13 protein-coding genes and 1 tRNA gene are annotated in these 15,326 nt (G+C 60.8%); 13 read left to right on the top strand and 1 reads right to left on the bottom strand.

The genetic code is table 11. The annotated features are described in order from the left end of the window. Positions 1-31 precede the first annotated feature (31 nt). From asd to AC07N8_RS04465, 3 genes are all read left to right on the top strand, one after another. Positions 32-1,144, top strand: coding sequence for an aspartate-semialdehyde dehydrogenase (gene asd / locus AC07N8_RS04455; protein WP_027921588.1), 1,113 nt, complete (start codon positions 32-34; stop codon positions 1,142-1,144). A 254-nt stretch (positions 1,145-1,398) separates the two neighbouring features. Next, entirely contained in the window at positions 1,399-2,409 is a 1,011-nt protein-coding gene (locus AC07N8_RS04460; protein ID WP_493142023.1) for an aspartate-semialdehyde dehydrogenase, read from the top strand. Between the two features lie 208 nt (positions 2,410-2,617). Continuing rightward, positions 2,618-5,242, top strand: a complete 2,625-nt coding sequence (locus tag AC07N8_RS04465; protein ID WP_493142021.1) for a FimV/HubP family polar landmark protein — start codon at positions 2,618-2,620, stop codon at positions 5,240-5,242. Positions 5,243-5,336: 94 nt separating this feature from the next. Here AC07N8_RS04465 and AC07N8_RS04470 read toward each other — a convergent pair whose 3' ends face one another. Further along, positions 5,337-5,996: a M24 family metallopeptidase gene (locus AC07N8_RS04470; protein WP_493142259.1), complete on the bottom strand. Its 660-nt coding sequence runs from the start codon at positions 5,994-5,996 to the stop codon at positions 5,337-5,339. A 186-nt stretch (positions 5,997-6,182) separates the two neighbouring features. Here AC07N8_RS04470 and truA point away from each other — a divergent pair, with 186 nt between their 5' ends. From truA to AC07N8_RS04520, 10 genes are all read left to right on the top strand, one after another. Beyond that, positions 6,183-7,007, top strand: a complete 825-nt coding sequence (gene truA, locus AC07N8_RS04475; RefSeq protein WP_483840316.1) for a tRNA pseudouridine(38-40) synthase TruA — start codon at positions 6,183-6,185, stop codon at positions 7,005-7,007. Positions 7,008-7,070: 63 nt separating this feature from the next. Further along, complete coding sequence (locus AC07N8_RS04480; protein ID WP_493142020.1) at positions 7,071-7,694, top strand: phosphoribosylanthranilate isomerase; 624 nt, start codon at positions 7,071-7,073, stop codon at positions 7,692-7,694. Between the two features lie 209 nt (positions 7,695-7,903). Beyond that, complete coding sequence (accD, locus tag AC07N8_RS04485) at positions 7,904-8,824, top strand: acetyl-CoA carboxylase, carboxyltransferase subunit beta (protein ID WP_027921583.1); 921 nt, start codon at positions 7,904-7,906, stop codon at positions 8,822-8,824. Continuing rightward, on the top strand, positions 8,821-10,128 hold the full coding sequence (folC, locus tag AC07N8_RS04490; protein ID WP_493142018.1) for a bifunctional tetrahydrofolate synthase/dihydrofolate synthase: 1,308 nt from the start codon (positions 8,821-8,823) through the stop codon (positions 10,126-10,128). The genes accD and folC overlap by 4 nt, the downstream gene beginning before the upstream one ends. Beyond that, the gene (locus AC07N8_RS04495) at positions 10,112-10,765 is read left to right on the top strand and encodes an SPOR domain-containing protein (RefSeq protein ID WP_493142016.1); all 654 of its coding nucleotides are present in this window, start codon (positions 10,112-10,114) and stop codon (positions 10,763-10,765) included. The genes folC and AC07N8_RS04495 overlap by 17 nt, the downstream gene beginning before the upstream one ends. Before the next feature lie 99 nt (positions 10,766-10,864). Beyond that, positions 10,865-11,425: a CvpA family protein gene (locus tag AC07N8_RS04500; protein WP_046026887.1), complete on the top strand. Its 561-nt coding sequence runs from the start codon at positions 10,865-10,867 to the stop codon at positions 11,423-11,425. A 41-nt stretch (positions 11,426-11,466) separates the two neighbouring features. Next, entirely contained in the window at positions 11,467-12,972 is a 1,506-nt protein-coding gene (gene purF, locus AC07N8_RS04505; protein ID WP_046026886.1) for an amidophosphoribosyltransferase, read from the top strand. 67 nt (positions 12,973-13,039) lie between these two features. Beyond that, positions 13,040-14,251 (top strand): O-succinylhomoserine sulfhydrylase, encoded by a 1,212-nt coding sequence (locus AC07N8_RS04510; protein WP_493142013.1) that lies wholly within the window; start codon positions 13,040-13,042, stop codon positions 14,249-14,251. After that, positions 14,248-15,024: an SDR family oxidoreductase gene (locus AC07N8_RS04515; RefSeq protein WP_483840141.1), complete on the top strand. Its 777-nt coding sequence runs from the start codon at positions 14,248-14,250 to the stop codon at positions 15,022-15,024. Before AC07N8_RS04510 ends, AC07N8_RS04515 begins: the two co-directional genes overlap by 4 nt. 225 nt (positions 15,025-15,249) lie before the next feature. Then, positions 15,250-15,325: transfer RNA gene (locus tag AC07N8_RS04520), tRNA-Val, on the top strand. Position 15,326: the final 1 nt, after the last annotated feature.

Genomic DNA, 15,326 nt, shown 5'->3' on the forward strand with positions numbered 1-15,326 from the left:
GCGGCCCACATTTCAAGAAGGTGTAGTTGCGATGAAACGTGTAGGTCTGATCGGTTGGCGCGGTATGGTCGGTTCCGTGCTCATGCAGCGGATGCTGGAAGAGCAGGATTTCGATCTTATCGAGCCGGTGTTTTTCACCACTTCCAATGTCGGTGGCCAAGGCCCGTCCGTGGGCAAGGACATTGCTCCGCTCAAGGACGCTTACAGCATTGAAGAGCTGAAAACCCTCGACGTGATTCTGACCTGCCAGGGTGGCGACTACACCAGCGAAGTGTTCCCAAAGCTGCGTGAAGCCGGCTGGCAGGGTTACTGGATCGACGCCGCTTCCAGCCTGCGCATGCAGGATGACGCGGTCATCGTCCTGGACCCGGTCAACCGCAAGGTCATCGACCAGCAGCTGGATGCGGGCACCAAGAACTACATCGGCGGCAACTGCACCGTCAGCCTGATGCTGATGGGCCTGGGCGGTCTGTTCGAAGCCGGTCTGGTCGAGTGGATGAGCGCCATGACGTATCAGGCGGCCTCCGGTGCCGGCGCGCAGAACATGCGTGAACTGATCAAGCAAATGGGCGCGACCCACGCCGCTGTCGCCGATCAACTGGCCGACCCGGCCAGCGCGATCCTCGACATCGACCGTCGTGTGGCCGAAGCCATGCGCAGCGAAGCGTACCCGACCGAAAACTTCGGCGTACCGCTGGCTGGCAGCCTGATCCCTTGGATCGACAAGGAACTGCCGAACGGTCAGAGCCGCGAAGAGTGGAAGGCCCAGGCCGAGACCAACAAGATCCTCGGTCGCTTCAAGAGCCCGATCCCGGTCGATGGCATCTGCGTGCGCATCGGCGCCATGCGCTGCCACAGCCAGGCGTTGACCATCAAACTGAACAAAGACGTACCGATCGCCGACATCGAAGGGCTGATCAGCCAGCACAACCCTTGGGTCAAACTGGTGCCGAACAACCGCGACATCAGCATTCAGGAACTGAGCCCGACGAAAGTCACTGGCACCCTGAACGTGCCGGTGGGCCGTCTGCGCAAGCTGAACATGGGTTCGCAATTCGTCGGTGCGTTCACCGTCGGCGACCAGCTGCTGTGGGGCGCGGCCGAACCGCTGCGTCGCATGCTGCGGATTCTGCTTGAGCGTTGATCGGTTGAAGCAATGAAAGAACCCGTGCCTTGAAAGAGGTGCGGGTTTTTTTATTCCCGGTGGTCTGATGTCGATGAGTTGTCTATACCGGCCCCTTCGCGAGCAGGCTCGCTCCCACAGGGGTACGCAATCCAATGTGGGAGCGAGCCTGCTCGCGAAGGCGTCAGTCCAGGCACCGCAGATCCCAGCCGAATTGCCTGCACGCCACCCACCCGGTAAAGTGCCGCTCCCCCCGTTTCGCCTGAGGTAGAACCATGAGCCAGTCCTTTGATATCGCCGTAGTCGGCGCCACCGGTACTGTCGGCGAAACGCTCGTGCAGATTCTTGAAGAACGCGACTTCCCGGTCGGCGACTTGCACCTGCTGGCCAGCAGCGAATCGGCCGGCCATTCGGTGCCGTTTCGCGGCAAGAACGTGCGGGTGCGGGAAGTTGATGAATTCGATTTCAGCAAAGTCCAGTTGGTGTTTTTCGCAGCCGGCCCGGCGGTGACGCTCAGTTTCGCCTCACGCGCGACCGCTGCCGGTTGCTCGGTGATCGACTTGTCTGGCGCTTTGCCGGCCGACCAGGCGCCGCAAGTGGTGCCAGAAGCCAATGCCGAAGTCCTCGTGACATTGAAAAAACCGTTCCAGGTCAGCAGCCCAAGCCCGTCGGCCACCACCCTGGCCGTGGTGCTGGCGCCGTTGCTTTCGGTTATTGATCTGCAGCGGGTCAACGTCACCGCCAGCCTGGCGGTCTCCGCTCAAGGTCGCGAAGCGGTGAAAGAGCTGGCCCGGCAAACTGCCGAGCTGCTCAACGTGCGTCCGCTGGAGCCGACTTTCTTCGATCGGCAAATGGCGTTCAACCTGTTGGCACAGGTCGGCAAACCGGATGAGCAGGGCCATACACTGCTGGAAAAACGCTTCGTGCGTGAGTTGCGTCAGGTCATTTCGCAGCCTCAATTAAAGATTTCCATCACTTGCATTCAAGCCCCGGTGTTTTTTGGCGATAGCTTTAGCGTGACCTTGCAGTCAACGAGCGCTGTCGACCTGGCGAAAGTCAACGCGGCGCTGGAAGATGCACCCGGTATCGAGCTGGTTGAGGCCGGCGATTATCCGACCGCGGTGGGTGATGCGGTGGGCCAGGACGTGGTGTACGTCGGTCGGGTTCGCAACGGTGTCGACGACCTGTCGGAACTTAATTTGTGGCTGACGTCAGATAACGTACGCAAAGGCGCCGCGCTCAATGCTGTGCAGGTGGCTGAATTGTTGATAAAAGACCTGCTGTAAAAGATACTTGGCAACAATTCACAGAATGATTCTAGCCGGGCGCTATGCTTGGCCGCACTGCTGAAGGAAAGCCACCCGACGGGGCTTTCCGGGGCAGGCAAGAAATGATCGCGCGCGATGACACTTCGACGCCGCGCGCAATGCCTTACGGCAGCGACTATCAATACCTTCTCGCTGGCCGAGGAATGTTCAAACAAAGGATGAGGCTATGGTTCAAGTTCGCAAACTGGTGTTAGCAATTGCGGCCGCCTCGGCGCTGTCATCCGGTATGGCGCATGCCCTCGGGCTCGGGGAATTGACCCTGAAGTCGACGCTGAACCAACCCCTGGTGGCGGAAATCGAGCTGCTCGACGTCAAGGACCTTACGGCCGCCGAAGTGGTGCCGAGCCTGGCCTCGCCGGAAGATTTCGCCAAGGCCGGTGTCGACCGCCAGGCATTTCTCAATGACCTGACCTTCACCCCTGTGCTCAACGCCAGCGGTAAAAGCATCCTGCGTGTGACCTCCAGCAAGCCTCTGTCCGAACCGATGGTGAAATTCCTGGTTCAGGTCATGTGGCCTAACGGTCGCCTGTTGCGCGATTACAGCGTACTGCTCGATCCGTCCAAATTCTCGCCGCAGACCGCTGAAGCGGCTGCGCAGCCAGCGCCGACTTCAAACGTTACTGCTCCGGTGACCGGCGCGTCCAACCCGGCTCAACACACCACCACGCCGCGCGATACCCTGTGGGAAATCGCTGCGAAGGCGCGCAACGGTGGTTCGATTCAGCAAACCATGCTGGCCATCCAGGCGCTGAACCCGGATGCCTTTATCGACGGTAACATCAACCGGCTGAAAACCGGTCAGGTGCTGCGCATGCCGGATCAGGCGCAAGCCACCACGCTGTCGCAACCCAAGGCAATCGCAGAAGTGGCCGCGCAGAACACCGCGTGGCGCCAGGGTCGTCGTTATGTGGCGAAACCCGGCACCGGGCAGCAACAGCTTGATGCCACCAAGCGCGGTCGTGCTGACGCCGCCAGTGCAGAACCTGCCAAGGACAAACTGAGCCTGGTCTCTGCCGAATCCGGCAAGGCCGGTGGTAAGGGCGCCGCAGGCGATGCCAAGAACCTGAGCAACAAATTGGCTGTGACCCAGGAAAGCCTCGACACGACCCGTCGTGACAACGCTGAACTGAAAAGCCGCATGACCGATCTGCAAAGCCAGCTGGACAAGCTGCAAAAACTGATCGAGCTGAAGAACAATCAACTGGCCAAGATGCAGGCCGAAGGCGCGGCGGGTGCACCTGCTGCAGCGACTGCTCCGGCCATGTCGGCTGAATTGGCAGCAAACCCTGCGCCGGCACCGGCTGAGGTAGCGCCTGCTCCGGCGGCGGCACCTGAAGCGACACCGGCACCTGCCGAGCCGCCAATCGAGCCGGCGCCAGCGGTCTCCGACGACCAGAAGTTCAACGAACTGCTGACCAACCCGATCCTGCTGGGTTTGATTGGTGGCGGTGCGGTGGTGCTGGCGCTCTTGCTGCTGTTGCTGGCACGTCGCCGCAAAGCCCAGCAAGAAGCCGAGAAACACCTGCGCATGGCCCGTGCGTTGTCTGAAGAACAGAACATGTCCTTTGACAACGACCTGCCGGAAAGCAGCTTCGAAGGTCTGGAAGTGCCGCCGCCTAGCGTGAAGCTCGCCACTGCGCCGACGCCAGCACCTGCTCCCACGCCGACGCCTGCACCCGTGGTTGCACCGGTTGTGATGACTACGCCCATTGCGGCGCCTCTGGTGTCGCCGGCTGGCGAGCGTGATGACGACGTGCTGGCCAAGGCGCAATCGCACATTGCTGCGGGGCGTCTGAACCAGGCTGCCGCGTTGCTGGAAGATGGCATCAAGCAAGAGCCGCAGCGCAGTGACCTGCGTTTGAAGCTGATGGAAGTCTACGGTCAGCAGGGCGACCGTGACGCGTTCGTGGGTCAGGAGCGCCAACTGGTCGCTAACGGTGACAACTTCGCCCAGGTCGAAAAACTCAAGACGCGCTTCCCGGCCATGGCCGTGGTTGCCGCCAGTGGGCTGGCCGCCGCAGCCATCGCCGCGGAACTGGATGCGCAGTACGTCAAGGACCTGCTGCTCGACGAGCCGCAAGCACCGGCCGCAGCCGATGACGACTTCGACAGCGCGTTCGACCTGAGCCTGGACGACTTGGAAGCCGCTTCCCCGGCTGTGGTTGCGCCCGAGGCAGATGCGTCGACCGAGCTGGACGAGTTCCCGCTGGATGACGATTTGAGCTTTGAATCGGTGCTGCAGCAGCAAACCGACATCAAGGAAAACCTCGACGACCTGTCGGACTTCGATCTGGACATGGACCTGGGCGCCCAGCCGTCGCCGGCGATTCTCGCTGAAGACGACTTCCTGCTGGATCTGGACGAAGGCGTGAAAGATTTTCCGGTCGCGCCTGAAGTGCCACAGGACGATCTGGAATTGCCTGCCGATTTTGACCTGTCGCTGGCCGATGAAATGGACGCGGCCCCGGCCCCGGCCAAGCCTGTCGTCGCTGATGTTCCGGATGACTTTGAAGCAGAACTGGATGACGTCAACGCCGAACTGGATCGTCTGTCCCAGAGCATTGGCGAGCCGCGTTTCACCGCAGAAGACGCCATGGCCTCGGCAGCGGATGAACCGGACTTCGACTTTCTCTCCGGTACAGATGAAGTCGCTACCAAACTCGATCTGGCCCAGGCCTACATCGACATGGGGGACAACGACGGCGCTCGGGACATCCTCAATGAGGTGGTGACCGAGGGTGATGCCGGGCAGAAGAGCGAAGCCAAGGAAATGCTTTCGCGTCTGGCTTGAGTGATCCGTCAGCAGTAAATAAAACGGCAGCCCATTGAGGCTGCCGTTTTTGTTTCAATGCAGGAGTGAGCCTGCTTGCGATGGCTATTTCGGATCAGGACAGCAAATCCTCATAAAACGCCCCAAACGGCCGGGTAGGGTGCGCAATCTGGATTTCCAGAATCCATAACCCGACATTCGGGCATTCCTCGAAATTCCCCAGATCCCCGGCCCGATAGATCGCATGGGGAAAATCGCTGACCCGATGTCCCTTGATCTCCAGGTTCAACTTCCAGCCCATCGCCGTCGCCTGTTCGTCGGCATAGCGGTACAGCTCGGGACCGGCGACCTGATGGGTGCGCCAGTAATCGTGAACCTGATCGAACAAGGTCTTTGCTGCCGCCGCGCACGCCTTTATTTCCGGGTCGTCGCCGACAATGAACGTCGCACCCGAATCGCCTTCATGGCGGTCCCAGACCACCCCGAGGTCGATAAAGAAAATATCGTTCTCGGCCAGTACCGGATCACCTTCGGAGGGTTGCTTGAAGGTTTTCAGGGTGTTCTCGCCGAAGCGGATCTTCGACGGGTGCCAGATCCGGTCCATGCCCAGTTCGTTCAGCACTTGCAGGCTCATCGCCATGGCTTCGGATTCGCGCATACCGGGTGCGATGCGCCGGGCCATTTCATCGATGGCTTCCCAGGTCTTGTGTTTGGCGTGGAGCATGCCTTCCAGGCTATAAGCCGGGCCGACGGCTTCTTTGAGAATCGCGGTCATCATCAGGTCTCGGTAGTGTGTTTTTTTCGTTGTGTAATTTTCTATATAGCGAAGACCGCCGGTGCGATGCAATGGCGCAAAAGACACAGGCCTCTGGCGTCTCGGTCCGGCGGCCTTATAATGCCCGCCTTTGCGTAGATCAGCAGGCTGCACCCCTTGGCAAATATAGATAATCCGGCCGCAGAAATGGCGGCCGACGGCTTTTACCGGATCGCATTGGGCGTTGAATACAAAGGCTCGCGTTATCGCGGCTGGCAGCGCCAGGCCTCCGGTGTGCTCACGGTGCAGGAAACCCTTGAGAAAGCCTTGTCCAAAGTCGCCGACTCACCGGTGTCGCTGCTGTGCGCCGGGCGAACCGACGCGGGCGTGCATGCCTGTGGCCAGGTGGTGCATTTCGATACCCAGGTCGAACGGTCGATGAAGGCCTGGGTCATGGGTGCCAACATCAATTTGCCGCACGACGTCAGCGTCAGTTGGGCCAAGGTCATGCCGGCGCATTTCCATGCGCGATTCAAGGCCATTGCCCGGCGTTACCGCTATGTGATCTACAACGATCAGATCCGCCCGGCGCACCTCAACGAAGAAATCACCTGGAACCACCGTCCGCTGGACGTCGAGCGCATGGCCGAGGCCGCGCAGTACCTGGTCGGCACGCATGATTTCAGTGCGTTCCGTGCCGGGCAGTGCCAGGCCAAATCGCCGATCAAGGAATTGCATCATCTGCGCGTCACCCGTCACGGCAAGATGATCGTGCTGGATATTCGCGCCAGCGCGTTCCTGCACCACATGGTGCGTAACATTGCCGGCGTGCTGATGACCATCGGTGCCGGCGAGCGCCCGGTGGAGTGGATGAAGGACGTGCTGGAAAGCCGCATTCGCCGTTCCGGCGGGGTCACGGCACATCCGTTTGGCCTGTATCTGGTGCAGGTCGAGTACCGTGACGAGTTCGAATTGCCCGAGCGTTACATCGGCCCACACTTCCTGACCGGTTTCACGGAACTTGACGGCTGACGCCCTCGAACGCATTTGTTACCATCCGGGACTTTCCCGGAATTGCCCTGAGGATTTATCGACATGTCAGCCGTTCGCAGCAAGATTTGCGGGATTACCCGCATAGAAGATGCGTTGGCTGCGGTTGAGGCCGGGGCCGATGCCATCGGATTTGTGTTCTACGCCAAGAGCCCGCGGGCCGTGACGTTCCAGCAGGCGCGCGACATCATCAAGGCGCTGCCGCCGTTCGTCACCACCGTGGGTTTGTTCGTCAACACCAGCCGCTGCGAGTTGGGCGAATTGCTCGATGCCGTGCCGCTGGACCTGTTGCAGTTCCATGGCGACGAAACGGCCGCCGAGTGCGAAGGCTGGCACCGGCCGTACATCAAGGCGCTGCGGGTCAAGGCCGGAGACGACATCGCGGCAGCCTGCGATGCGTTCCCAAGTGCCAGCGGAATCCTGCTCGACGCCTACGTTGAAGGTGTGCCGGGCGGAACCGGTGAAGCTTTCGACTGGTCTCTGATACCGCAAGGCTTGAGCAAGCCGATCATTCTGGCGGGCGGTTTGACCCCGGATAACGTCGCCGGGGCGATTGCCCGGGTGCGGCCTTATGCGGTGGATGTCAGCGGTGGGGTAGAGGCGAGCAAGGGCATCAAGGATCACGCAAAGATTCAGGCGTTCATCAAGGCTGTACGCAGTAGTACATAGAGGATGTGACGGCTGGCAGACTGCCGCCGTCCCAAAATGCACTGCGCTGCACAAAGCAGGCACGGCTGAGGGTTGATGGGTTGTACGCAGGTCGCGTTTCGCTGACCCGGCCATCCACCGACCATCGCCACACACATGAATTTAGCTCAAGGGCATACGCGGGGCTGCGAACCAGAGCGTTCGGGCCGCCGGTACTGGAGAAAGAAAGCATGAGCAACTGGTTAGTAGACAAACTGATCCCTTCGATCATGCGTTCCGAGGTCAAGAAGAGCTCGGTGCCTGAAGGTCTGTGGCACAAATGCCCGTCTTGCGAGGCTGTGCTGTATCGTCCGGAACTGGAAAAGACCCTGGACGTTTGCCCCAAGTGCAACCACCACATGCGTATCGGCGCGCGCGCCCGCATTGATATCTTCCTCGACGCCGAAGGCCGCGCCGAACTGGGTGCGGACCTGGAGCCGGTTGACCGTCTGAAATTCCGCGACGGCAAGAAGTACAAGGATCGCCTGACCGCTGCCCAGAAGCAGACCGGCGAAAAAGACGCACTGATCTCCATGAGCGGCACCTTGCTGGGCATGCCGGTCGTGGTGTCGGCGTTCGAATTCTCCTTCATGGGTGGTTCGATGGGAGCCATCGTCGGTGAGCGTTTTGTTCGCGCCGCCAACTACGCCCTGGAAAACAAATGCCCGATGATCTGCTTCGCCGCTTCCGGTGGCGCGCGGATGCAGGAAGCCCTGATCTCCCTGATGCAAATGGCCAAGACTTCGGCGGTACTGGCGCGTCTGCGTGAAGAAGGCATTCCGTTCATCTCCGTGCTGACCGACCCGGTCTACGGTGGTGTTTCCGCCAGCCTGGCGATGCTTGGCGACGTGATCGTCGGTGAGCCGAAAGCCCTGATCGGCTTTGCCGGTCCGCGCGTGATCGAGCAAACCGTGCGTGAAAAACTGCCGGAAGGCTTCCAGCGCAGCGAGTTCCTGCTGGAACACGGCGCGATCGACATGATCATTCACCGTCAGGAGCTGCGTCCGCGTCTGGGCAACCTGCTGGCACAAATGATGGGCCTGCCGACGCCGAAATTCGTCGCCGCGCCAATCGAGCCGATCGTGGTTCCGCCGGTACCTGCGAACATATGACCGAGCGTACCCTTGGCGAGTGGCTCGCCTACCTTGAGCAGTTGCACCCTTCGGCCATCGACATGGGCCTGGAGCGCTCGCAACAGGTAGCGTCCCGCATGGGACTGGGCAAGCCGGCGCCTCGGGTGATCACGGTCACCGGCACCAACGGCAAGGGGTCTACCTGCGCATTCGTGGCTTCGTTGCTGCGGGCGCAAGGCCTGAACGTGGGTGTCTACAATTCTCCGCACTTGCTGCGCTACAACGAGCGGGTGCAGGTCAATGGCGTCGAAGCCACTGACGCCGAGCTGTGCGAAGCCTTTGCGGCTGTCGAAGCCGGTCGTGGCGACACCTCCCTGACGTACTTCGAAATGGGCACCCTGGCGGCATTCTGGCTGTTTCAACAGGCCGGGCTTGATGCCGTGGTGCTGGAAGTCGGCCTGGGCGGGCGCCTGGACACGGTCAACGTGGTTGATGCCGACATGGCGCTGGTCACCAGCATCGGCGTCGACCATGCCGACTATCTGGGTGATACCCGTGAGTCCGTGGCCTTTGAAAAGGCCGGCATTTTCCGTCAGGGCGCGCCTGCGCTCTGTGGCGATCTGAATCCTCCACAACCCCTGCTGGACAAGGCGCGCGAGCTGGCTTGCCCGTTTTTCCTGCGTGGCCGCGATTTTGACCTCGGCGTGACCGATCACAACTGGCAGTGGCGCGGCCTGGATGCTCAAGGGCGTATGGTCGAACTGCGCGATCTGGCGTTGCTTGATCTGCCGATGGAAAACGCGGCGCTGGCGTTGCAGGCGTATCTGCTGCTCGGGTTGCCGTGGGTCGATGCGCAGATTATTGAGGCGCTGAAAGCGACGCGGGTGGTGGGGCGTCTCGACCGCCGTCAGTTTGACTGGCAGGGCAAGCGTTTGAACCTGCTGCTGGATGTGGGGCATAACCCGCATGCGGCGGAATATCTGGCACGGCGCCTGGCCAGTCGACCACCGGTCGGCAAGCGGTTGGCGGTGTTCGGTTTGCTGGCTGACAAGGATCTGGATGGTGTTGTCGGTGAATTGAATGCTAGTGTCCAGCACTGGGCCGTTGCGCCGCTGGATTCCCCGCGAGCGCGACCGGTTGCCGATTTGCGGGCTGCGTTGCAGAACGTTGGCGCATCGGTAACGTCCTATGACAACGTGGCGGCCGCCCTGGAAGGGCAGAGCGCGCAGGCGACGAGCGACGACGAGATTCTGTTGTTCGGATCATTTTATTGTGTCGCCGAGGCCCTTGAATGGCTGGCCCGGCGCTCCACGGAGGAAGCGGCAAATGGCATTGCTGGATAAGGCCTACAAACAACGCATGGTTGGCGCGCTGGTGCTGGTGGCACTGGCGGTGATTTTCCTGCCGATGCTGTTTTCCCGTCAGGATGAGCAGCGTCAGGTGGTGGTCGACGCCCCCACTGCACCGCATGCCCCGGCGGTGCCGCAAGTGCAGGTCGAGCCAGTCGTGGTGCCTGAGCCGCAAGCGCTGCCTCAAGAGCCGGTGCCGAGTGACGATGAAATCGCTCAGCAAGAAGCGCCGACGGCACCCGTTGCGACGGCTGTCCCTGTAGCACCTGCGCCTGTTGCCAAGCCTGTTGCTCCTGCGCCAGCCGCGAAGTCCACGACGCCACCGACGCAGCCGATCGCGGCCGCGCCGGGCAAGCCTGACACCACGCAAAGCCGTATCGACGCCAACGGCCTGTCGGTCAGTTGGTCGGTTCAGGTGGCGAGTCTTTCGAGCCGAGAAGGTGCTGAAAGCCTACAGAAAGACCTGCGCAGTCAGGGTTACAACGCTTACATCCGATCCTCTGATGGCAAGAATCGAGTGTTTGTCGGTCCGCTGATCGAGCGTGCCGAAGCCGACCGTTTGCGTGACTTGCTGGACCGCCAGAAGAAGCTCAAGGGCTTCGTCGTGCGTTTCCAGCCTGAGCGCGGGTAAAAACTATCACGCCGATTTGAAAAGCACTGACAATCGCAGCTTACCGATAGCCCTGCGCTCTGCTAAAATGCGCCGCCTTATCCGTCTGTAGGCTGCACTGTGCCATTTACCTGGGTTGACTGGGCGATCGTTGCAATCGTCGCCATCTCCGCATTGATCAGTCTGAGCCGCGGCTTCGTCAAAGAAGCACTGTCGCTGGTGACCTGGATCATCGCAGGAGCCGTTGCCTGGATGTTCGGTGGTTCATTGTCCGAGTACCTCGCCGGATACATTCAAACACCGTCGGCTCGTGTAATCACGGGCTGTGCCATCATGTTTGTCGCCACGTTAATCGTAGGCGCAATGATCAATTATCTTATCGGCGAGTTGGTTCGCGTCACCGGGCTATCCGGGACCGATCGATTCCTCGGCATGGCCTTCGGCGCCGCGCGTGGCGTATTGCTGGTGGTCGTGGCGGTCGGGCTGTTGAGCCTGGGGCCGGTACAGCAGGACGGGTGGTGGAAAGAGTCACAGCTCGTGCCAAAATTTCTATTGGTTGCAGATTGGTCCAAAAACCTGATTCTTGGGTGGAGCAGTCAGTGGCTTGCCAGCGGTATCAGCGTACCCGCTGAGATACCGTTCAAGGAGCAACTCTTGCCGATGGCCAAAACGCCTCAGTAAGTGTTGTTCAGTTCAGATCCATTAAGTAGGGGTTGCGTCGCATGTGTGGCATCGTCGGTATCGTCGGTAAGTCGAACGTCAATCAGGCGCTGTATGACGCGCTAACCGTCCTCCAGCACCGCGGCCAGGACGCTGCCGGTATCGTGACCAGCCATGATGGCCGGTTATTCCTGCGCAAGGACAACGGCCTGGTGCGTGACGTGTTCCATCAGCGTCACATGCAGCGTCTGGTCGGCCACATGGGCATTGGCCATGTGCGTTACCCGACCGCAGGCAGCTCGACGTCGGCCGAAGCTCAGCCGTTCTACGTCAACTCGCCTTACGGCATCACGTTGGCGCACAACGGTAACCTGACCAACGTTGAACAACTGGCCAAGGAGATTTACGAATCTGACCTGCGCCACGTCAACACCAACTCCGACTCGGAAGTCCTGCTGAACGTGTTCGCGCACGAACTGGCCCAGCGCGGCAAGTTGCAGCCAACCGAAGAAGACGTGTTCGCCGCTGTGACTGACGTGCACAACCGTTGCGTCGGTGGCTACGCAGTCGTGGCGATGGTGACCGGTTACGGCATCGTCGGTTTCCGTGACCCGCACGGCATCCGCCCGATCGTCTTCGGCCAACGTCACACAGACGAAGGCGTCGAGTACATGATCGCCTCCGAAAGCGTCTCCCTGGACGTGCTCGGTTTCACCCTGATTCGCGACCTGGCACCAGGCGAAGCGGTCTACATCACTGAAGACGGCAAGCTGCACACCCGCCAGTGCGCGACCAACCCGTCCCTGACCCCGTGCATCTTCGAACACGTCTACCTGGCGCGTCCGGATTCGATCATTGACGGCGTTTCTGTCTACAAGGCTCGTCTGCGCATGGGCGAGAAGCTCGCCGAGAAGATCCTGCGCGAACGTCCTGAGCACGACATCGACGTGGTCATCCCGATCCCGGACACCAGCCGCACCGCGGCCCTGGAGCTGGCGAACCACCTAGGCGTCAAGTTCCGCGAAGGCTTCGTGAAGAACCGCTATATCGGCCGGACTTTCATCATGCCGGGCCAGGCCGCACGGAAAAAATCCGTACGCCAGAAGCTCAACGCGATCGAACTGGAATTCCGTGGCAAGAACGTGATGCTGGTGGACGACTCGATCGTTCGCGGCACGACGTGCAAGCAGATCATCCAGATGGCTCGCGAAGCCGGCGCCAAAAACGTCTACTTCTGCTCCGCCGCACCGGCCGTTCGTTATCCGAACGTCTACGGCATCGACATGCCGAGCGCTCACGAGCTGATCGCCCACAACCGTTCGACCCAGGACGTTGCCGACCTGATCGGCGCTGACTGGTTGATCTATCAGGACTTGCCTGACTTGATCGAAGCGGTCGGTGGCGGCAAGATCAAGATCGACAAGTTCGATTGCGCGGTGTTCGATGGCCAATACGTCACCGGCGACGTCGACGAGGCTTACCTGAACAAGATCGAGCAGGCACGTAACGATGCCTCCAAGGTCAAGACGCAGGCAGTCAGTGCGATCATCGATCTGTACAACAACTGAGTTTCTACCGGCCCTGAGGGGCCGGTTTTGTATCTACTGATCAAGAATAAAGTTAAGGAGTGAGAGCATGAGTCAGGATTGGGATGCCGGTCGGCTGGACAGCGACCTCGATGGCGTAGCGTTCGATACCCTGGCCGTACGCGCCGGTCAGCACCGCACGCCGGAAGGCGAACACGGTGATCCGATGTTCTTCACTTCCAGCTACGTTTTCCGTACCGCTGCCGACGCAGCGGCACGCTTTGCCGGTGAAGTGCCGGGCAACGTTTACTCGCGCTACACCAACCCGACCGTGCGTGCGTTCGAAGAGCGCATCGCCGCGCTGGAAAGCGCCGAGCAAGCCGTGGCCACGGCCACCGGCATGGCCGCGATCATGGCGGTGGTGATGAGCCTGTGCAGCGCGGGCGATCATGTGATTGTTTCGCGCAGCGTGTTCGGTTCGACCATCAGCCTGTTCGAAAAGTACTTCAAGCGCTTCGGTATCGAAGTCGACTACGTGCCTCTGGCGGACTTGTCCGGTTGGGACGCGGCAATCAAGGCCAACACCAAATTGCTCTTTGTCGAGTCGCCATCCAACCCGTTGGCCGAGCTGGTGGATATCGCCGCGCTGGCTGAAATCGCCCACGCCAAAGGCGCGATGCTGGTGGTCGACAATTGCTTCTGCACCCCGGCGTTGCAGCAGCCGCTGAAGATGGGCGCGGACATCGTCGTGCACTCGGCAACCAAGTTCATCGACGGCCACGGTCGTTGCATGGGCGGTGTCGTCGCCGGTCGCAGCGAGCAGATGAAAGAAGTCGTCGGTTTCCTGCGCACTGCCGGGCCGACTTTGAGCCCGTTCAATGCCTGGATCTTCCTCAAGGGCCTCGAAACCCTGAACCTGCGGATGAAGGCGCATTGCGCCAACGCCCAGCAACTGGCCGAGTGGCTGGAGCAGCAGGACGGCATCGAGAAAGTCCATTACGCCGGCCTGAAAAGCCACCCGCAGCACGAACTCGCCCAGCGTCAGCAGAAAGGTTTCGGCGCGGTGGTCAGCTTTGAGGTCAAGGGCGGTAAGGAGGGCGCCTGGCGCTTTATCGATGCGACTCGCTTGATTTCGATCACCGCCAACCTCGGTGACACCAAGACCACCATTACCCACCCGAGTACCACCTCCCACGGCCGTCTGGCGCCGCAAGAGCGTGAAGCCGCGGGCATTCGTGACAGCCTGATCCGCATTGCGGTCGGCCTGGAAGACGTGGCTGACCTGCAAGCCGACCTGGCGCGCGGGTTGGCTGCCTTGTGATCGAGTTGTCCACGCCGACCTCCGGGTCCAATGGTCGTGTTGCTCTGGTCACCGGCGCGGCGCGCGGCATCGGTCTGGGGATCTCGGCCTGGCTGATCAGCGAAGGCTGGCAGGTGGTGCTGAGCGACCTGGATCGGGTGCGGGGTTCGAAAGTGGCGAAGGTGCTGGGCGACAATGCCTGGTTTATCGCCATGGACGTCTCGAACGAAGGGCAGGTGGCACTGGGTGTTGCCGAGGTGCTGGGGCAGTTCGGGCGCCTGGATGCGTTGGTGTGCAACGCCGCTGTGGCCGATCCGCACAACATCACCCTGGAAAGCCTCGATCTGGCTTACTGGAATCGTGTGTTGGCGGTGAACCTCAGCGGGCCGATGTTGCTGGCCAAGCACTGTGCGCCGTATCTACGCGCGCACAGCGGTGCGATCGTCAACCTGGCCTCGACCCGCGCCGGGCAGTCGGAACCCGACACAGAGGCTTATGCGGCGAGCAAGGGCGGGCTGTTGGCGCTGACTCACGCCTTGGCGATCAGCCTTGGGCCGGAAATCCGTGTGAATGCGGTCAGTCCGGGCTGGATCGATACCCGGGACCCTGCTGTGCGGCGTGCCGAGCCACTGACCGACGCCGATCATGCCCAGCATCCGGCGGGCAGGGTAGGGACGGTTGAAGACGTCGCGGCGATGGTGGCATGGTTGCTGTCCAAGAATGCCGGGTTCGTCACGGGCCAGGAGTTTGTGGTTGACGGTGGCATGACCAAGAAGATGATTTACAGCGAATAGCGCTGAGGCATTGGCTTCATCGCGAGCAGGCTCGCTCCCGCATCGGATCGAGTTGGTCGCACAAACGCGGTCCACTGTAGGAGCGAGCCTGCTCGCGAAAGCGGTCTGACGGTTTGCGACCCGGGGGCGGAATGACACAGTTTTGTCTTTTTCAGAAAAACTTCAATCCTGCTATTGACTTAGGTTCGGTACCTGCGTAAATTTCGCGGCCTCGGAGATGCAAACGGGTGATTAGCTCAGCTGGGAGAGCGTCTGCCTTACAAGCAGAATGTCGGCGGTTCGATCCCGTCATCACCCACCAC

It is taken from the genome of Pseudomonas sp. GW821-FHT10C09, assembly GCF_059415465.1.

Coding starts and splice junctions, on each gene's coding strand:
- truA (WP_483840316.1), top strand. CDS start 6,183: ATGGCGGCCGACGGCTTTTACCGGATCGCATTGGGCGTTGAATACAAA.
- folC (WP_493142018.1), top strand. CDS start 8,821: ATGACCGAGCGTACCCTTGGCGAGTGGCTCGCCTACCTTGAGCAGTTG.
- AC07N8_RS04510 (WP_493142013.1), top strand. CDS start 13,040: ATGAGTCAGGATTGGGATGCCGGTCGGCTGGACAGCGACCTCGATGGC.
- AC07N8_RS04480 (WP_493142020.1), top strand. CDS start 7,071: ATGTCAGCCGTTCGCAGCAAGATTTGCGGGATTACCCGCATAGAAGAT.
- AC07N8_RS04495 (WP_493142016.1), top strand. CDS start 10,112: ATGGCATTGCTGGATAAGGCCTACAAACAACGCATGGTTGGCGCGCTG.
- AC07N8_RS04465 (WP_493142021.1), top strand. CDS start 2,618: ATGGTTCAAGTTCGCAAACTGGTGTTAGCAATTGCGGCCGCCTCGGCG.
- accD (WP_027921583.1), top strand. CDS start 7,904: ATGAGCAACTGGTTAGTAGACAAACTGATCCCTTCGATCATGCGTTCC.
- AC07N8_RS04460 (WP_493142023.1), top strand. CDS start 1,399: ATGAGCCAGTCCTTTGATATCGCCGTAGTCGGCGCCACCGGTACTGTC.
- AC07N8_RS04470 (WP_493142259.1), bottom strand. CDS start 5,996: ATGACCGCGATTCTCAAAGAAGCCGTCGGCCCGGCTTATAGCCTGGAA.
- asd (WP_027921588.1), top strand. CDS start 32: ATGAAACGTGTAGGTCTGATCGGTTGGCGCGGTATGGTCGGTTCCGTG.
- purF (WP_046026886.1), top strand. CDS start 11,467: ATGTGTGGCATCGTCGGTATCGTCGGTAAGTCGAACGTCAATCAGGCG.